The organism is Escherichia sp. WS1265 (assembly GCF_046487585.1).
In the GTDB taxonomy this organism is placed as follows: domain Bacteria; phylum Pseudomonadota; class Gammaproteobacteria; order Enterobacterales; family Enterobacteriaceae; genus Escherichia; species Escherichia coli.
The window spans coordinates 145,153-162,691 of record NZ_JBJQJE010000008.1; the positions used below are offsets into that span (position 1 = coordinate 145,153).

Here is a 17,539-nt window from a genome sequence, read left to right on the forward strand (position 1 = left end):
CGTAGGGCGGATAAGCACCGCGCATCCGCCACACAAAGCAACAGGAACATCATGAGCGATAATGACACTATCGTAGCCCAGGCCACGCCTCCGGGACGTGGCGGCGTTGGCATCCTGCGCATCTCCGGCCTCAAAGCCCGTGAAGTTGCCGAAACCGTGCTGGGTAAACTGCCTAAGCCGCGCTACGCCGATTATCTTCCGTTTAAAGACGCCGACGGCAGCGTGCTCGATCAGGGGATTGCGCTATGGTTCCCTGGCCCGAACTCGTTCACCGGCGAAGATGTGCTTGAACTGCAGGGTCATGGCGGTCCGGTGATCCTCGACCTGCTGTTAAAACGCATTCTGACCATTCCCGGCCTGCGGATTGCCCGCCCTGGTGAGTTTTCCGAACGCGCGTTTCTTAACGATAAACTCGACTTAGCCCAGGCCGAGGCGATTGCGGATCTTATCGACGCCAGTTCGGAACAGGCGGCCCGTTCGGCACTTAACTCGCTGCAAGGCGCATTCTCCGCACGGGTCAACCATCTGGTGGAAGCCCTCACCCACTTGCGCATTTACGTCGAAGCGGCAATTGATTTCCCTGATGAAGAGATCGATTTCCTCTCCGACGGCAAAATTGAAGCCCAGCTCAATGACGTGATTGCCGATCTTGATGCAGTGCGTGCTGAAGCACGTCAGGGTAGTTTGTTGCGCGAAGGGATGAAGGTGGTGATTGCCGGACGTCCTAACGCCGGTAAATCGAGCCTGTTAAACGCGCTGGCGGGGCGTGAAGCAGCAATCGTAACTGATATCGCCGGAACCACACGTGACGTGCTGCGTGAGCATATCCACATTGACGGAATGCCGCTGCATATCATCGATACCGCCGGGCTACGTGAAGCCAGTGACGAAGTGGAACGTATTGGTATCGAGCGTGCGTGGCAGGAAATTGAACAGGCCGACCGCGTACTGTTTATGGTCGATGGCACCACGACAGACGCCGTTGATCCGGCAGAGATCTGGCCGGAATTTATCGCCCGTCTGCCAGCGAAACTGCCGATCACCGTGGTGCGCAATAAAGCCGATATCACCGGCGAAACGCTGGGAATGAGTGAAGTGAACGGTCACGCGTTAATTCGTCTCTCGGCAAGGACTGGCGAAGGCGTGGACGTGCTGCGTAACCATCTCAAACAGAGCATGGGCTTTGACACCAACATGGAAGGCGGCTTCCTGGCGCGTCGTCGTCACCTACAGGCGCTGGAACAAGCGGCGGAACATCTACAACAGGGCAAAGCGCAACTGTTGGGAGCCTGGGCAGGTGAACTGCTGGCGGAAGAGTTGCGCCTGGCACAGCAGAACTTAAGCGAGATCACCGGGGAATTTACTTCTGATGACCTGCTGGGGCGGATTTTCTCCAGCTTCTGTATTGGTAAGTAACTCGTCTAAATTGATATAAAGGGCACTGTTCCGTTCTGGGGAAACTAACTATCAGAACGGAACAGCGCTTGTTTTTTATGAGCATCCTGCACCAAAACTGCCTTTGCTACTGGCTGGAGCGACTTTAAACACCTTGCAGTCCTGTCTTTACAGAGAACGATATTGCTTTAACCTATTAAGCTCCTCTTGCGGAAAGTTAAATTCGTCTACTGCTTTCCAGAATAGTTCTTTAAGTACAGGATTGCCATTTGCCAGACTTATTACAGATTTACCTTCATTATTCTTTTCTTCCAGCTGCATCATCACATCTTTAAGGTAATTTTCATTTTCACCAACCACAATTTTGAATATTTTCAGCCAGAGTCCCATATGTATATCATCCCCGTTATTTACCACATGAGAGAATGGCTTGCCATCAAAGTCACGGGTAAACTGCTCCACAATTTCATCGAAAGTGAACCCGTGTTGCAACGCCAGGCGAATCGCCGCATTCAGATATACGTCAATGACCTGTTTACTCATTTTCTTAAAGCTTGCAATATGCAAAGAGCAGACGGCATTATTTCTGCTCAGCGACAGTAGTTCTCTCACCACATCTTTATCATTTTCATAATGGCTGGCTATCACATCAGCTGTCTCCATCCAGGCGGCAACAATCTCCGTATACCCTTTCACTATCGCAGAATATAAGCCTGATGCCTTCGTCCATTTGTCTGACTCCCCCGTCCATTTTTCTCTTGCTGCCATCAGTTTCAATATATCTTCTTTATTCATTTCATTTTTAAACATTTTGGCTTTTATATTGGCGAGCAATATATTAACAACATTATAATTATTGGTCCTAATAGCGCTATTTAAATCATAAGTTGAGTCTATTTCATTTCCTATACTAAGAAGTATTTCATTTTTATTTACCCCAAATTCTTTCTCAAAGTCATCTATCGCTGACAACCATGCCTTGACACTTTCATTCTCATTTTTATTTTTTGATAAAGCTACAGAAATCGCGCTCACACCACGGTTATCTTTCGCAAGGAGTAGAGTTTCCAGGTCTTCCTGGCTAAAATTAAATTTCCTGGTCAACTCTTTTAAATTTTTTATATATTCATTAATCTTATTAAGATTATCGTATTGCAGTAACATACATAACCCATATGTTCCTCCAGGTCCTTTAGCAGCAAGAATCTCAAGAACCTTTGATACTGTCATTTCTTGGGAATTTTGCAACTTATCGAAAAAAAGAACAATGTTTTCATACGTCCCCATTTGCATTAATAGATATAATGCTGATGGTGATAATGGTTGTTGCAATTCATTTTCTATACCACTTAATAAATGGGCCTGTTCTCGAGGAAGATAAGGAATTATACCTACACACTCGGAGCAAATCTCTGTTTTTACCCATTTTATATTCGCCAACTCAATATTTATAAATGTTTGTAATGACCCAAAAGAATCACAGTTTTTTGCTTTATAGCGTACTGCAGTATTGGTTGCATTAGGATCATAAAAGGATACAACATATTCTGTTTCTCCTGCAGGCGTTTGTTTTATCCTCAAGCGGACGGCCATAGCGTGTGTATGAGATTTAATGATTGCCGCCATATGCGTTAACTTCTCTTTTTCCATCCTATGAAAAAAGACAGATAATGTCTCCCCAAACTTGTCACTGGCAACGACGAATGTACCGGGTGGTGGATTGTTTATTAGATTTTCAAATTGCTGATCAAGCTCGTATGGAATATGTTGCTGTATCCCTTCTGGAGTTGAATAGCATTCCTTCAATGGAACTTTCCCTGTATTTTCATTCAATGAATCTATACAATACTGCAGAGAAATATGCCTGCATACGACTAAATCTTCCGGTTTTTCATAAAAATAAACCTTACAGTTATAATCTACAATATCATATTTACTATTAGCTTTTATCTGCTCTTTAGTAAAACTCTCATCATCTGCGTTCGTATGAGGGCGAATAAAAATATCTTTGAGGGATGTTGTAAGCGCGGGTGGTACGGGAATCTGTGTAGCACACTTTCCTTCAATATCCCCCACAGTTACAATCAGACTTTCAGGGTCTTGCTCAGATGTGGAGACAATAATAATAAGTCCACCACCGATTAAAACCCATGGTTCAATCTCGCTACAATTATTAAAAAAATGATTTAACGGACCTTCTTTTCCAAGCGAATAAACTGAAGGATTTTTAAGATACGCCACTATATCATCAATGATCAATTGAGTTTTATTTTTTCCTCCATCCAACTCAGGCATGAAAGAAGGAGATTGTGCACATACACTGCCAACAGTTACGTTATCAACCATTTTCTTTCCCCTCATTCATATGAAAGTTGTAGTAATAATAAGGTTACTATTTAAAAACCAACTATCAAATTTCGCTCATTTATAGAGTTATTTGTCTTTTTACGTCATTACCCCATCAGGTCATCAACCTGGTAATGAAGTGAGTAAACCGCGACGTCAATGAGGGAAACAGCTCCTTGTAATGGAACCCCTATAATCAATGCCATCATCTTCAACAATAATGATAAAAATTAAAAAATTTATCCATTTATGGATTTTTGCTAATATTTTGCATGGGCCAGCCATCACAAACACAGACAATATCTAATTGTGATTCGATTCACATTTAAACAATTTTAGAATAGACAAAATTCTTGAGTATTATACTGTAGCCTCGTGTCTTTCGAGGATAAGTGCATTATGAATATCTTACATATATGTGTGACCTCAAAATGGTTCAATATTGACAACAAGATTGTCGATCACCGCCCTTGATTTGCCCTTCTGTAGCCATCACCAGAGCCAAACCGATTAGATTCAATGTGATCTATTTGTTTGCTATATCTTAATTTTGCCTTTTGCAAAGCTCATGTCTCATTTATTTAATTATTTTAGTAAATGATGGTGCTTGCATATATATCTGGCGAATTAATGGATATTGCAGATGTAATATTCACAGGGATCACTGTAATTAAAATAAATGAAGGATTATGTAATGGAAAACTTTAAACATCTCCCTGAACCGTTCCGCATTCGTGTTATTGAGCCAGTAAAACGTACCACTCGCACTTATCGTGAAGAAGCAATTATTAAATCCGGTATGAACCCGTTCCTGCTGGATAGCGAAGATGTGTTTATCGATTTACTGACCGACAGCGGCACCGGGGCGGTGACGCAGAGCATGCAGGCCGCGATGATGCGCGGCGACGAAGCCTACAGCGGCAGCCGCAGCTACTATGCTTTAGCCGAGTCAGTGAAAAATATCTTTGGTTATCAATACACCATTCCGACACACCAGGGCCGTGGCGCAGAGCAAATTTATATTCCGGTACTGATTAAAAAACGCGAGCAGGAAAAAGGCCTGGATCGCAGCAAAATGGTGGCATTCTCTAACTATTTCTTTGATACCACGCAGGGCCATAGCCAGATCAACGGCTGTACCGTGCGTAACGTCTATATCAAAGAAGCCTTCGATACGGGCGTGCGTTACGACTTTAAAGGCAACTTTGACCTTGAGGGATTAGAACGCGGCATTGAAGAAGTTGGCCCGAATAACGTGCCGTATATCGTTGCAACCATCACCAGTAACTCCGCAGGCGGTCAGCCGGTTTCACTGGCAAACTTAAAAGCGATGTACAGCATCGCGAAGAAATACGATATTCCGGTGGTAATGGATTCCGCACGCTTTGCAGAAAACGCCTATTTCATCAAGCAGCGTGAAGCAGAATATAAAGACTGGACCATCGAGCAGATCACCCGCGAAACCTACAAATATGCCGATATGCTGGCGATGTCCGCCAAGAAAGATGCGATGGTGCCGATGGGCGGCTTGCTGTGCATGAAAGACGACAGCTTCTTTGATGTGTACACCGAATGCAGAACCCTTTGCGTGGTACAGGAAGGCTTCCCGACATATGGCGGCCTGGAAGGCGGCGCGATGGAGCGTCTGGCGGTAGGTCTGTATGACGGCATGAATCTGGACTGGCTGGCTTATCGTATCGCGCAGGTACAGTATCTGGTCGATGGCCTGGAAGAGATTGGCGTTGTCTGCCAGCAGGCGGGCGGTCACGCGGCATTCGTTGATGCCGGTAAACTGCTACCGCATATCCCGGCAGATCAATTCCCGGCACAGGCGCTGGCGTGCGAGCTGTATAAAGTCGCCGGTATCCGTGCGGTAGAAATTGGCTCTTTCCTGTTAGGCCGCGATCCGAAAACCGGTAAACAACTGCCATGCCCGGCTGAACTGCTGCGTTTAACCATTCCGCGCGCAACATATACTCAAACACATATGGACTTCATCATTGAAGCCTTTAAACATGTGAAAGAGAACGCGGCGAATATTAAAGGGTTAACCTTTACCTACGAACCGAAAGTATTGCGTCACTTCACCGCAAAACTGAAAGAAGTTTAATTAATACTACAGAGTGGCTATAAGGATGTTAGCCACTCTCTTACCCTACATCCTCAATAACAAAAATAGCCTTCCTCTAAAGGTGGCATCATGACTGATCAAGCTGAAAAAAAGCACTCTGCATTTTGGGGTGTTATGGTTATAGCAGGTACAGTAATTGGTGGAGGTATGTTTGCTTTACCTGTTGATCTTGCCGGTGCCTGGTTTTTCTGGGGTGCCTTTATCCTTATCATTGCCTGGTTTTCAATGCTTCATTCCGGGTTATTGTTATTAGAAGCAAATTTAAATTATCCCGTCGGCTCCAGTTTTAACACCATCACCAAAGATTTAATCGGTAACACCTGGAACATTATCAGCGGTATTACCGTTGCCTTCGTTCTCTATATCCTCACTTATGCCTATATCTCTGCTAATGGTGCGATCATTAGTGAAACGATATCAATGAATTTGGGTTATCACGCTAATCCACGTATTGTCGGGATCTGCACAGCCATTTTCGTTGCCAGCGTATTGTGGATAAGTTCGTTAGCCGCCAGTCGTATTACCTCGTTGTTCCTCGGGTTGAAGATTATCTCCTTTGTGATCGTGTTTGGTTCTTTCTTCTTCCAGGTCGATTATTCCATTCTGCGCGATGCCACCAGCACCACTGCGGGAACGTCTTACTTCCCGTATATCTTTATGGCTTTGCCGGTGTGTCTGGCGTCATTTGGTTTCCACGGCAATATTCCCAGCCTGATTATTTGCTATGGCAAACGCAAAGATAAGCTAATCAAAAGCGTGGTCTTCGGTTCGCTGCTGGCGCTGGTGATTTATCTCTTCTGGCTCTATTGCACCATGGGAAATATCCCGCGAGAAAGCTTTAAGGCGATTATCTCTTCAGGCGGCAACGTTGATTCGCTGGTGAAATCGTTCCTCGGCACCAAACAGCATGGCATTATCGAGTTTTGCCTGCTGGTGTTCTCCAACTTAGCTGTTGCCAGTTCGTTCTTTGGTGTCACGCTGGGATTGTTCGATTATCTGGCGGATCTGTTTAAGATTGATAACTCCCACGCCGGGCGTTTCAAAACCGTGCTGTTAACCTTCCTGCCACCTGCTTTGTTGTATCTGATCTTCCCGAACGGCTTCATTTACGGGATCGGCGGTGCCGGACTGTGTGCCACCATCTGGGCGGTCATTATCCCCGCGGTGCTGGCAATCAAAGCTCGCAAGAAGTTTCCCAATCAGATGTTCACGGTCTGGGGCGGCAATCTTATTCCGGCGATTGTCATTCTCTTTGGTATAACCGTAATTTTATGCTGGTTCGGTAACGTCTTTAACGTGTTACCTAAATTTGGCTAAATCCTTCAAGAAGCCAGCCATTCGCTGGCTTCTTGCCTGTCAGGAAATCACTTATGTCCAAATGGCAACTCGCCTGATTCTCCTTCACCACGTATGCTTTGCGTCACCTTACTATCAGGACGCTTTAGCCCATGTCCCGCTTTTTGATTTGTAGTTTTGCCCTGGTTTTACTTTATCCCGCCGGGATTGATATGTACCTCGTTGGTTTACCGCGCATCGCCGCCGATCTCAATGCCAGCGAGGCGCAGTTGCATATTGCGTTCTCCGTTTATCTGGCGGGCATGGCAGCTGCGATGTTATTTGCCGGTAAAGTGGCCGATCGTTCAGGGAGAAAGCCTGTCGCCATACCCGGCGCGGCGCTATTTATTATCGCCTCGGTGTTCTGTTCACTGGCTGAAACCAGCACGTTATTTCTTGCAGGGCGCTTTCTACAGGGGCTGGGCGCGGGCTGTTGTTACGTGGTGGCGTTCGCCATTTTACGCGACACACTGGATGATCGACGTCGGGCAAAGGTACTGTCGCTACTCAACGGCATTACCTGCATCATTCCGGTGTTAGCGCCGGTGCTCGGACACCTGATTATGCTTAAATTCCCGTGGCAGAGTCTGTTCTGGACGATGGCAACGATGGGCATCGCGGTACTGATGTTGTCTTTGTTTATTTTAAAAGAAACGCGCCCTGCGGCCCCCGCAGCTTCTGACAAACCACGAGAAAATAGCGAGTCGCTGCTTAACCGGTTTTTCCTCAGCCGTGTTGTTATCACCACCCTCAGCGTTTCGGTGATCCTCACCTTCGTCAACACGTCGCCGGTATTGCTGATGGAAATCATGGGTTTTGAGCGCGGGGAATACGCCACCATTATGGCGCTGACCGCTGGCGTCAGCATGACCGTTTCATTTTCCACACCATTTGCCCTGGGGATCTTTAAGCCGCGTACCTTGATGATCACCTCGCAGGTGTTATTCTTGGCGGCGGGGATCACCCTTGCCGTTTCACCTTCCCATGCGGTTTCTCTGTTTGGTATTACGCTGATTTGCGCCGGTTTCTCGGTAGGTTTTGGCGTAGCGATGAGTCAGGCGTTAGGGCCGTTTTCATTACGCGCGGGCGTAGCCAGCTCGACCTTAGGTATTGCGCAGGTTTGCGGTTCGTCACTGTGGATTTGGCTGGCAGCGGTGGTTGGTATTGGCGCATGGAATATGCTGATCGGGATTCTGATTGCCTGTAGCATAGTGAGCCTGTTGCTGATTATGTTCGTCGCGCCTGGACGCCCCGTTGCCGCTCATGAAGAAATCCATCACCACGCTTGATCTCAATCTGCTGCTCTGTCTGCAACTGCTGATGCAGGAGCGCAGCGTGACCAAAGCGGCGAAGCGGATGAACGTGACACCTTCGGCGGTGAGTAAGTCGCTGGCAAAGTTAAGAGCGTGGTTTGACGACCCACTCTTTGTGAACTCACCGCTGGGCCTGTCGCCCACACCGCTAATGGTCAGCATGGAGCAAAATCTGGCGGAATGGATGCAAATCAGCAACCTGCTGCTGGATAAACCGCACCACGAAACGCCGCGCGGCCTGAAGTTTGAGCTAGCGGCGGAATCGCCGCTGATGATGATCATGCTTAATGCGCTGTCGAAACGGATCTACCAACGTTACCCGCAGGCGACCATCAAATTACGTAACTGGGATTACGATTCCTTAGATGCCATTACTCGTGGTGAAGTGGATATTGGTTTTTCCGGTCGCGAAAGTCATCCCCGTTCGCGGGAGCTGTTAAGCTCGCTACCGTTAGCCATTGATTATGAAGTGCTGTTTAGTGATGTGCCCTGCGTCTGGTTACGCAAAGATCATCCGGCACTGCATGAAACGTGGAATCTGGACACCTTTTTACGTTATCCGCATATCAGCATTTGCTGGGAACAGAGCGATACCTGGGCGCTGGACAATGTGTTACAGGAGCTGGGGCGCGAACGCACGATTGCTATGAGCCTGCCGGAATTCGAGCAGTCACTGTTTATGGCAGCGCAACCCGACAATCTGCTACTGGCGACCGCGCCGCGCTACTGTCAGTACTACAATCAACTCCATCAACTGCCGTTGGTTGCTCTTCCTCTCCCGTTTGACGAAAGTCAGCAAAAAAAGCTGGAAGTCCCTTTTACCCTGCTGTGGCATAAACGGAACAGCCATAATCCGAAGATCGTCTGGTTACGGGAAACCATTAAAAATCTTTAAGCGTCGATGGCATAACCGAATCGTATGAAACGCGACCCAATTTCACAATAAAATGTAAAAAAGTTGTAATAAGCTTATCTGAATCGAACTTTTAGCCGCTTTAGTCTGTCCATCATTCCAGTAAATGATTACTCTTGTATTCATAATGGACCATTAAGCATGGAGCGAAAAATGGCGACTCACTTTGCCCGAGGGATTTTAACGGAAGGACATCTGATTTCTGTTCGTCTCCCCTCCCAGTGTCATCAAGAAGCCCGAAACATTCCCCCTCATCGTCAAAGCCGTTTTCTGGCGTCCAGAGGTTTACTCGCAGAACTGATGTTCATGCTGTATGGCATTGGCGAATTGCCGGAAATCGTCACCCTGCCGAAAGGTAAACCGGTTTTCAGCGATAAAAATTTGCCTTCGTTTTCTATTTCCTATGCCGGGAATATGGTTGGCGTGGCGTTAACAACCGAAGGTGAATGTGGCCTCGATATGGAACTACAGCGTGCGACGCGCGGGTTTCATAGCCCACACGCGCCCGATAACCACACCTTTTCCAGCAATGAATCGCTATGGATCAGTAAACAAAACGATCCAAACGAAGCGCGGGCGCAGCTCATCACGCTGCGCCGAAGCATGCTAAAACTAACCGGTGATGTTTTGAATGACGATCCGCGCGATCTGCAACTGCTGCCCATTGCCGGACGCCTGAAATGTGCTCATGTAAATCATGTAGAAGCGTTATGCGACGCGGAGGACGTGCTGGTGTGGTCCGTGGCGGTCACGCCCACGATTGAAAAGCTCAGTGTCTGGGAGTTAGATGGCAAACACGGCTGGAAAAGCCTACCAGATATTCACAGCCGCGCCAACAATCCTACCAGCCGGATGATGCGTTTTGCCCAACTCTCTACCGTGAAGTCTTTTTCGCCAAATTGATAGACAACCACAGGAGTCATCATGTCTGAAAAATTGAAGGTGGTTACGTTACTGGGGAGTCTGCGCAAAGGCTCATTTAATGGCATGGTTGCACGTACCCTGCCGAAAATTGCTCCGGCGAACATGGAAGTTAATGCGTTACCTTCCATTGCCGACATTCCTCTGTATGACGCTGACGTACAGCAGGAAGACGGTTTTCCAGCAACGGTTGAAGCTCTGGCGGAACAGATCCGTCAGGCTGACGGTGTGGTGATCGTCACGCCGGAATATAACTACTCGGTACCGGGCGGGCTGAAAAATGCCATCGACTGGCTTTCCCGCTTGCCGGATCAACCGCTGGCCGGTAAACCGGTGTTGATTCAGACCAGCTCAATGGGCGTGATTGGCGGCGCGCGCTGTCAGTATCACCTGCGCCAGATTCTGGTTTTCCTCGATGCAATGGTGATGAACAAGCCGGAATTTATGGGCGGCGTGATTCAGAACAAAGTTGAGCCGCAAACCGGAGAAGTGATTGATCAGGGTACGCTGGACCACCTGACCGGGCAATTGACCGCATTTGGTGAGTTTATTCAGCGAGTTAAGATCTAAATAAAAAACCCGCCAGCAATCATGCATGGCGGGTTTTTAACGCGCTGTCGATTTTAATGGGCGTCGATAAAGACAATCTTCAGGATAAACAGCAGCGCAACGATGATTACGCACGGGCTTAGATCACGCAGACGTCCGGTACCGATTTTCATCACGCAGTAGGAGATAAAGCCCAGCGCGATACCTTCGGTAATCGAGAAGCTGAACGGCATCATCACGGCGGTAATAAACGCCGGAACAGATTCAGTTAGATCCTGCCAGTTCACGCGAGCAAGACTTGAGGTCATCAAGACGCCAACGTAGATCAACGCACCAGCTGCAGCATATCCCGGCACCATCCCCGCCAGCGGCGACAGAAAGATAACCAGCAGGAACAGCAGACCAACAACCACTGCCGTCAGACCGGTACGACCGCCAACGGAAACGCCGGAAGAGGACTCAATATACGCCGTGACAGAAGAAGTACCGATAAACGAACCGGTCACCGAAGAGATACTGTCGACATACAGCGCCTGCTTCATACGCGGGAATTTCCCCTTCTCATCCGCCAGACCTGCTTTATCGGTCACGCCAATCAGCGTACCGGAGGAGTCAAACAGGTTGACCAGCATGAAAGAGAAAATCACCCCTGCCAGCCCGAGGTTAAACGACCCGGCTAAATCTACATGACCCACGACAGTCATTACGCTCGGCGGCGCAGAAACGATGCCATTGTAGTGGACATCACCCAGCATCCAGCCCAGCAGCGTCGTCACCACGATGGAAACCAGCACCGCCGCGTGAATGTTGCGCGAGGCCAGAATGGCGATGATGAAGAAGCCGAGGATCCCCAGCAGCACGCTGTGAGAAGTTAGATTACCGATGCTGACCAGCGTTTCCGGGTTAGCGACAATCACACCTGCGTTTTTCAGCCCCATCATACCAATGAACAGACCGATACCGCTGGTAATGCCCACACGCAGACTCACAGGAATGTTGGCTATCATCCAGTAACGAACGCGGAAAATCGTCAGTAACAGCAGACCAATCGCGCCCCAGAAGATTGCGCCCATCCCGACCTGCCACGGCAAGCCCATTGCCTGCACAACCACAAAAGCGAAGAACGCATTCAGGCCCATAGCGGGTGCCAGTGCAACTGGCAGGTTAGCAAACAGTCCCATCATAATACTGCCGAATGCAGCAATCAGACAGGTAGTAACGAAGACGGCGCTGGTATCCATGCCAGCAACGCCAAGAATTTGCGGGTTAACAAAAACGATGTAAACCATCGTCAGGAAGGTGGTAAAACCGGCGATCACTTCGGTCCGTGCCGTCGTGCCATGTTCGCGCAGTTTAAACACGCGTTCCAGCATCCCCTGGCCAGAAGCCTGGGTTGTGTGTTGTTGACTCATTATCTATTTCCGAACAAGGAGGGAAAATCCGTCGCTATCGTATACCAAAATGAGACAATATGGACGGCTGAAGATAACTTTTTTTCATTGTATTTGCTTATACGGCAACGATTGCGTGATGCGAATTGGCATGACGAAAACGTTAAACTAACGATAAAGGAAAGACATGTCCCAGATAGAAGCGGTATTTTTCGACTGCGACGGTACGCTGGTCGATAGCGAGGTCATTTGCTCTCGCGCCTATGTCACGATGTTCAGGGAATTTGGCATTCACGTTGACCTGGAAGAAATTTTTTCCCGTTTTAAAGGCGTAAAACTCTACGAAATCATCGACATCATCAGTAAAGAACAGGGCGTGACGATGGTCCAGGCCGATGCCGAGCACGTTTACCGCGCAGAAGTAGCACGTCTGTTTGATACCGAACTTGAGGACATCGCAGGAGCGAACGAATTGCTGGCGAGCATTAACGTGCCGATGTGCGTCGTCTCTAACGGTCCGGTCAGCAAAATGCAGCATTCGCTTGGTAAGCTCAATATGCTGCACTACTTCCCGGAAAAACTGTTCAGCGGCTACGATATTCAGCGTTGGAAGCCCGACCCGGCGTTAATGTTCCATGCGGCAAAAGCGATGAATGTGAACGTTGAAAACTGCATTCTGGTCGATGACTCCAGCGCCGGCGCGCAGTCAGGGATTGATGCCGGACTGGAAGTGTTTTACTTCTGCGCTGACCCGCACAATAAACCGATCGTTCACCCGAAAGTCACCACCTTTACCGAGCTGTCGCAGCTGCCTGCGCTCTGGAAGGCACGCGGCTGGAATATAACGCGATAATCGCCTCCTTACTTCAACGCTTACACATCAGTCACGCTGGTTTGAGATAAAGAATACCAGGTGTCTGATGAGTAAGCGTCTATTCCCTATGAATAATTTATGTCGTTATTCGTCCTGTCATCCACCCTCAGTATAGTTAAGCCTGGGTTATATTTTTTACAATATCGGGATACCGTTCGAACCAATCCAGAATATTACGCATCGCGTCACTGATGTTTTTATCATCTTTATATTGATTCTCAAGTCTATTATTTCGAACAATAGTAAGCTTAGAACGTATCTCATTGTCACAGTCAGCAATCTTCTTATTTAACGCCTCTACTTCATCCTGTACTTCTTTAGTATTCCAACTGTCCCTTTTGTTATCAAATAAAGTCCTTTTATCATCTACTGATTTATCACGCCTTATGGTTGAATCTTTAATTTCTCGCAATAAGTCATCGTAATTTTTAATGGAAGCATTTATTTCCTGATAGTTTTTTAATAAATCCTGCCTGTTAATTGCAAATGCACTGGATAAATATTGAAAATCGCGAGAAAACTTATTTAGCCTTGAGTCGTAATCTGTCTTAAAAGATTTAATATGTTCCAGTTGGTTTGATAGCGCTTCAATTTGTTTTTCTTCAACACCTTCAAAAATGGATGCAAGTCCCTTATAATCAAATGTTACATTTGTAGCAGATTCTTTATAAGACGCCTTTATTTGCTTTTGGACATATTCTTTTAGATTCTCAGTAAGTATTGTTCCATCTGGCGACAGAATCATTTTATTTATTATAGATTCAACAAACTTAATCCGGTCACTTTCTATCATATTGTTAATGATATTTTGTGCATTTTCCTGCATATCTTTAAAAATAAAAAAATCAACCCTACTATTATCAAAATGATATTTTCCCTCGTACGATTTATTTTCACCATAAAGTGTAGACAAAAACGACTCTAACTCTAAAAATGCGTTTCTATATTTTTTATTAGCCTTTGACTCGGAATTGTAAAAATTTATTATATCGATATTGATAGCACTTACATTTTTTAAGAAATCAGGTATCTGTTCTTTACTTATAGCTCCGTCCAGATCCATATAAGTGTATTTTCGCGCTGTAAGACCATTTATTGAATAATTTGTATTTGTATCAATAGCACAGTCTTTGCACCTATCTCTACTGTAATAACCGCCTAAACTTGCCCCAATCAAATTACTATTTTTAAAGAAAACATTATTGTTCTCTGTATTGTTCTTGCTAAATGAAGAGTTAATTCCTTTCTTTATATTATCTATACATTTCGAAAAATTATCATCTAACCTAAGATTTCTCGATCTTCTTTCAATATAATCAGAAAAATACTCATCGGGGTTAAACATATATTTATCTGAACCATCTTCACTAAGACCACTGTTTATTTTAATATGGTTCAAATTACAATTATAAAAGACAGTTCCGGTATCCTGCTCCCTGGTTTCATCATAGTTAGACTTGTTGAACGAATTTGCTAAAAAATCCATTCTATGAGCATCAAGTCCTGCTATATTACAGTTATAAAAATGACTTAAAAGTATACTCGAATCTGGACAATATCCACCCTGAATTATGCAATCATGAACAAAAGACTGCATAAAAAGATAAGAACCTAATTTTTCATTAATACTTACAGGTTGTGTAACGTTGTAGACTTTAGACGTCTCACATCTATAATTTTCAATTTCGCATTTAGAAATAAAACAACCTTTAAACATACCTATTATTGGTTTATTGTTTTCGGACCCCACAGTATTATTAACAGTCTCATAAAGCTGTATATTGTTGAATTGACAATCCTCGAAATAACAATTTTCAAAAACCGGACCTTCAAGGTTAGGACTGTTTATCACTCCTGAAAAAATTACATTTTTAAAACTACAATATTTTAATGAATTTAAAACATCCTTAGACAACGATGATAAATCGATTGTTGTATTAATAATAGGGATTCTATTTTTAATCAGCGTCTTAAGTTTTACAGAATAATCATCAAACGTTAATCTCTTCAAGGGAGAATTATCAAAATGTGAATCATCGAGATAATTATCAAGAGTTAATCTCTCTGAAGAAACCTGTTTCTTTTCGTCATCATTCGGAGTAGCCCCCGTGTAGAGATTAAAGGATCTACTCACAATAACTTCATTATTTTCATTTGTAGTGAAGTCTGTCTTAGTACTAAATCGCCATTGTTGTTCTATTTTTGCCAGAGATTTAATCTTATCGAACACCTCAGCTTTATTATCAACTTTCGTGACAAATTCGTAAATTAAGCCTTTAACTTCTTTAATATGAGAGCCGGGAAAAAGATCGCGGACAAACTCCCACAGCGTACGTTTTTTAAATAAATCCCCTTTGCCATCAAGAATATTTTCAATATCCTTAGAGTTTACATTATATTTCTTATTATTAATACTTACAGCAATTTTATCACAATATCCTTTATGATTAAGTTTCTCCTTATTCATTGCTTCTAAAAAAGGATTAGTATTAACAAAAACATCTGGTTTTAATTTAACGGCCATAAACCCTCCGGCGTGCAATATTGAGTTGTTTTGTTTGAAAAATAATAACTTCTATGTTGTTAATTAACTGTACTGCTAGTTAGGTTAGCAACAAGTGTTACTTATATTACCGGTGAATACTGTAAAAAATAGCTCATTATTTCCATTTTAACCCAGGGTGTTCACCCTGGATTTGCAATTTTTAGGGGGTTAACGGTACATTCCACGGGTTAACCGCAGCATCAGAAAATGAGCGTTTTTTTATAGCCGCTTTTATTGTCGAGGTTAAAATAAAGAGATTTTATTAAATTTTATCAAGGTGATTTATGGATAATCTTATTGGCACACCACCAAACCACGCACTTCCCCATAAGTATATAGACATGGAGCAAATGGAATATTTATGTCATCTCAATCGTTTTTCTAAATTACCTGACGATTTTTTGATAACTGGTCAGAGAGAGGACCTTTTTACATATAAATTTATTTTAGATGGCTCATTTTCAAATGAGCAGCATTTATTCCCCAAAGGAGAACTACAGAAGATACAACAGAGATTAAGTTCTCTTATGCATAAAAACATGTTTCATTGTTTTCATGTTTTTTTATTAAAACTATGCTCAATTGAGAGTATTCCACTCCCAAATGCCGATTACGCTTTCTTTGATGACGAAATGCCATTTACATTAACTGATGAACAGATCGAAAATATTTCTTTTTTAAACGCATATCACAAAGAAAAGAAAGGAAACAACGACATTGTTACATTTGATTTCATGAGCGCTGATCACCACCATAATTTTAGCACAACCATAGCTTTAACAAATGATAGCTTCCATATATCTTCAATAAACAACCATAACTCACAGGTTATATTCGATGAAAACATCCATTTACATCCCTATGAATTACCAGAATCATCACAATGGTGTTATCAGTTAATAAAAAACATGATTTCTTTACATTGCAGATATAATAACAATTTCAAAATCAAAAAAACCTGTTGTTTTGATTTTAAAAATAAATCTTTTTGTAATGCCAGGTTGCAATATATAACGTTTATTGCATGTTTATTTTCACATGCAAACATGAAATATTCGACATTTCATGATGTTAATCTTGATATGTGTGAGATAAAGAATTGCAATTTTGACAATTCAGAAATGAATTTCATTTCATGTATCGGGACAAATTTTAGCGGTTCTACATTTAATAATGTAAAAACAACAACAGCGCAACTAATTAAGACACCAACAAAGTGGACGAATAACATTCTAAAATATTGGTTCTCCAGTTCTAATAAACGTAATATCATCTTCACCTTTAATACAATATCTGATAGAGATATAAAATTAAAAGGCGTCAAGGATATTTTATTGTCGTTGGTAGATCATAAGGCTAATATTTATAGTGTAAGGCAAGAGCTTCTGGATTTTCTTAATAATGATTTATATAAAAATGATGGCGAGATTCTTTATTATAAAGAATCAATAGTGTTGTTTTGTGTTGAATAGCCGACTATAGATTATTCAGATTAACTACCGCACTCTATGTTGTGTTTATACCCATGTCAGGAAACAGGTCATTTGTGAATCCTGACACCAGACAATGACTATCGCCCAAGGATAATCCACAACCGCTGGAAGCAGTCTCATTTCAGCAGGATAAAACCGTAGAGTGCGATTGCGATGAATAATAAATACAGACTTATTATTCCAGTCTGTTTTATTGCGTTGAATCATTCAACTGACCCGGTTAGTAAAATGCACCATTCACTCGGAAAACTCAACATATTGCACTATTATACGCCGTCTGGAAAGGGCGTAGCAGTGATATAACAATTTTATCGTCTCCTAACGTCAACGCTT

The 17,539-nt window shown here is 44.1% G+C and carries 13 protein-coding genes; 10 read left to right on the forward strand and 3 right to left on the reverse strand.

Annotation, left to right across the window (positions count from 1 at the left end; all coding sequences use genetic code 11):
- Nucleotides 1-51: 51 nt before the first annotated feature.
- The gene (gene mnmE / locus ACJHX3_RS10395) at nt 52-1,416 is read left to right on the forward strand and encodes a tRNA uridine-5-carboxymethylaminomethyl(34) synthesis GTPase MnmE (RefSeq protein ID WP_001282361.1); all 1,365 of its coding nucleotides are present in this window, start codon (nt 52-54) and stop codon (nt 1,414-1,416) included.
- A 147-nt stretch (nt 1,417-1,563) separates the two neighbouring features.
- Here mnmE and ACJHX3_RS10400 read toward each other — a convergent pair whose 3' ends face one another.
- Nucleotides 1,564-3,741, reverse strand: coding sequence for a ShET2/EspL2 family type III secretion system effector toxin (locus ACJHX3_RS10400; RefSeq protein ID WP_094321903.1), 2,178 nt, complete (start codon nt 3,739-3,741; stop codon nt 1,564-1,566).
- Nucleotides 3,742-4,140: 399 nt separating this feature from the next.
- Here ACJHX3_RS10400 and tnaC point away from each other — a divergent pair, with 399 nt between their 5' ends.
- The 7 genes from tnaC to yieF all read left to right on the forward strand — a co-directional run bounded on the left by tnaC (nt 4,141) and on the right by yieF (nt 10,924).
- Nucleotides 4,141-4,215 (forward strand): tryptophanase leader peptide, encoded by a 75-nt coding sequence (tnaC, locus tag ACJHX3_RS10405; protein ID WP_001364348.1) that lies wholly within the window; start codon nt 4,141-4,143, stop codon nt 4,213-4,215.
- A gap of 220 nt (nt 4,216-4,435) precedes the next feature.
- On the forward strand, nt 4,436-5,851 hold the full coding sequence (gene tnaA / locus ACJHX3_RS10410; protein WP_001469007.1) for a tryptophanase: 1,416 nt from the start codon (nt 4,436-4,438) through the stop codon (nt 5,849-5,851).
- A gap of 90 nt (nt 5,852-5,941) precedes the next feature.
- On the forward strand, nt 5,942-7,189 hold the full coding sequence (gene tnaB, locus ACJHX3_RS10415; protein ID WP_000131908.1) for a low affinity tryptophan permease TnaB: 1,248 nt from the start codon (nt 5,942-5,944) through the stop codon (nt 7,187-7,189).
- Between the two features lie 131 nt (nt 7,190-7,320).
- Nucleotides 7,321-8,496: a multidrug efflux MFS transporter MdtL gene (mdtL, locus tag ACJHX3_RS10420; protein WP_000086006.1), complete on the forward strand. Its 1,176-nt coding sequence runs from the start codon at nt 7,321-7,323 to the stop codon at nt 8,494-8,496.
- Nucleotides 8,471-9,415, forward strand: a complete 945-nt coding sequence (yidZ, locus tag ACJHX3_RS10425) for an HTH-type transcriptional regulator YidZ (protein WP_094308203.1) — start codon at nt 8,471-8,473, stop codon at nt 9,413-9,415. Before mdtL ends, yidZ begins: the two co-directional genes overlap by 26 nt.
- A gap of 171 nt (nt 9,416-9,586) precedes the next feature.
- Entirely contained in the window at nt 9,587-10,336 is a 750-nt protein-coding gene (locus tag ACJHX3_RS10430) for a 4'-phosphopantetheinyl transferase family protein (protein ID WP_001469005.1), read from the forward strand.
- A gap of 21 nt (nt 10,337-10,357) precedes the next feature.
- Complete coding sequence (gene yieF, locus ACJHX3_RS10435) at nt 10,358-10,924, forward strand: class I chromate reductase YieF (protein ID WP_001291117.1); 567 nt, start codon at nt 10,358-10,360, stop codon at nt 10,922-10,924.
- 53 nt (nt 10,925-10,977) lie between these two features.
- Here the strand turns inward: yieF and adeP are convergent, their stop codons facing one another.
- On the reverse strand, nt 10,978-12,315 hold the full coding sequence (adeP, locus tag ACJHX3_RS10440; RefSeq protein ID WP_000082693.1) for an adenine permease AdeP: 1,338 nt from the start codon (nt 12,313-12,315) through the stop codon (nt 10,978-10,980).
- 166 nt (nt 12,316-12,481) lie between these two features.
- On the opposite strand from adeP, the gene yieH reads away from it, so the two are divergent.
- The gene (gene yieH, locus ACJHX3_RS10445) at nt 12,482-13,147 is read left to right on the forward strand and encodes a 6-phosphogluconate phosphatase (RefSeq protein ID WP_000078045.1); all 666 of its coding nucleotides are present in this window, start codon (nt 12,482-12,484) and stop codon (nt 13,145-13,147) included.
- A 136-nt stretch (nt 13,148-13,283) separates the two neighbouring features.
- Here yieH and espY4 read toward each other — a convergent pair whose 3' ends face one another.
- Nucleotides 13,284-15,692 (reverse strand): T3SS effector EspY4, encoded by a 2,409-nt coding sequence (gene espY4, locus ACJHX3_RS10450; RefSeq protein WP_000279310.1) that lies wholly within the window; start codon nt 15,690-15,692, stop codon nt 13,284-13,286.
- Between the two features lie 305 nt (nt 15,693-15,997).
- Between espY4 and ACJHX3_RS10455 the strand changes: the two genes are divergently transcribed.
- Nucleotides 15,998-17,185, forward strand: coding sequence for a pentapeptide repeat-containing protein (locus ACJHX3_RS10455; protein ID WP_094321904.1), 1,188 nt, complete (start codon nt 15,998-16,000; stop codon nt 17,183-17,185).
- Nucleotides 17,186-17,539: the final 354 nt, after the last annotated feature.

Excerpts from the sequence above, each read along its gene's own strand:
- mnmE (WP_001282361.1), top strand. The coding sequence starts at position 52 with ATGAGCGATAATGACACTATCGTAGCCCAGGCCACGCCTCCGGGACGT.
- ACJHX3_RS10400 (WP_094321903.1), bottom strand. The coding sequence starts at position 3,741 with ATGGTTGATAACGTAACTGTTGGCAGTGTATGTGCACAATCTCCTTCT.
- tnaA (WP_001469007.1), top strand. The coding sequence starts at position 4,436 with ATGGAAAACTTTAAACATCTCCCTGAACCGTTCCGCATTCGTGTTATT.
- tnaB (WP_000131908.1), top strand. The coding sequence starts at position 5,942 with ATGACTGATCAAGCTGAAAAAAAGCACTCTGCATTTTGGGGTGTTATG.
- mdtL (WP_000086006.1), top strand. The coding sequence starts at position 7,321 with ATGTCCCGCTTTTTGATTTGTAGTTTTGCCCTGGTTTTACTTTATCCC.
- yidZ (WP_094308203.1), top strand. The coding sequence starts at position 8,471 with ATGAAGAAATCCATCACCACGCTTGATCTCAATCTGCTGCTCTGTCTG.
- ACJHX3_RS10430 (WP_001469005.1), top strand. The coding sequence starts at position 9,587 with ATGGCGACTCACTTTGCCCGAGGGATTTTAACGGAAGGACATCTGATT.
- yieF (WP_001291117.1), top strand. The coding sequence starts at position 10,358 with ATGTCTGAAAAATTGAAGGTGGTTACGTTACTGGGGAGTCTGCGCAAA.
- adeP (WP_000082693.1), bottom strand. The coding sequence starts at position 12,315 with ATGAGTCAACAACACACAACCCAGGCTTCTGGCCAGGGGATGCTGGAA.
- yieH (WP_000078045.1), top strand. The coding sequence starts at position 12,482 with ATGTCCCAGATAGAAGCGGTATTTTTCGACTGCGACGGTACGCTGGTC.
- espY4 (WP_000279310.1), bottom strand. The coding sequence starts at position 15,692 with ATGGCCGTTAAATTAAAACCAGATGTTTTTGTTAATACTAATCCTTTT.
- ACJHX3_RS10455 (WP_094321904.1), top strand. The coding sequence starts at position 15,998 with ATGGATAATCTTATTGGCACACCACCAAACCACGCACTTCCCCATAAG.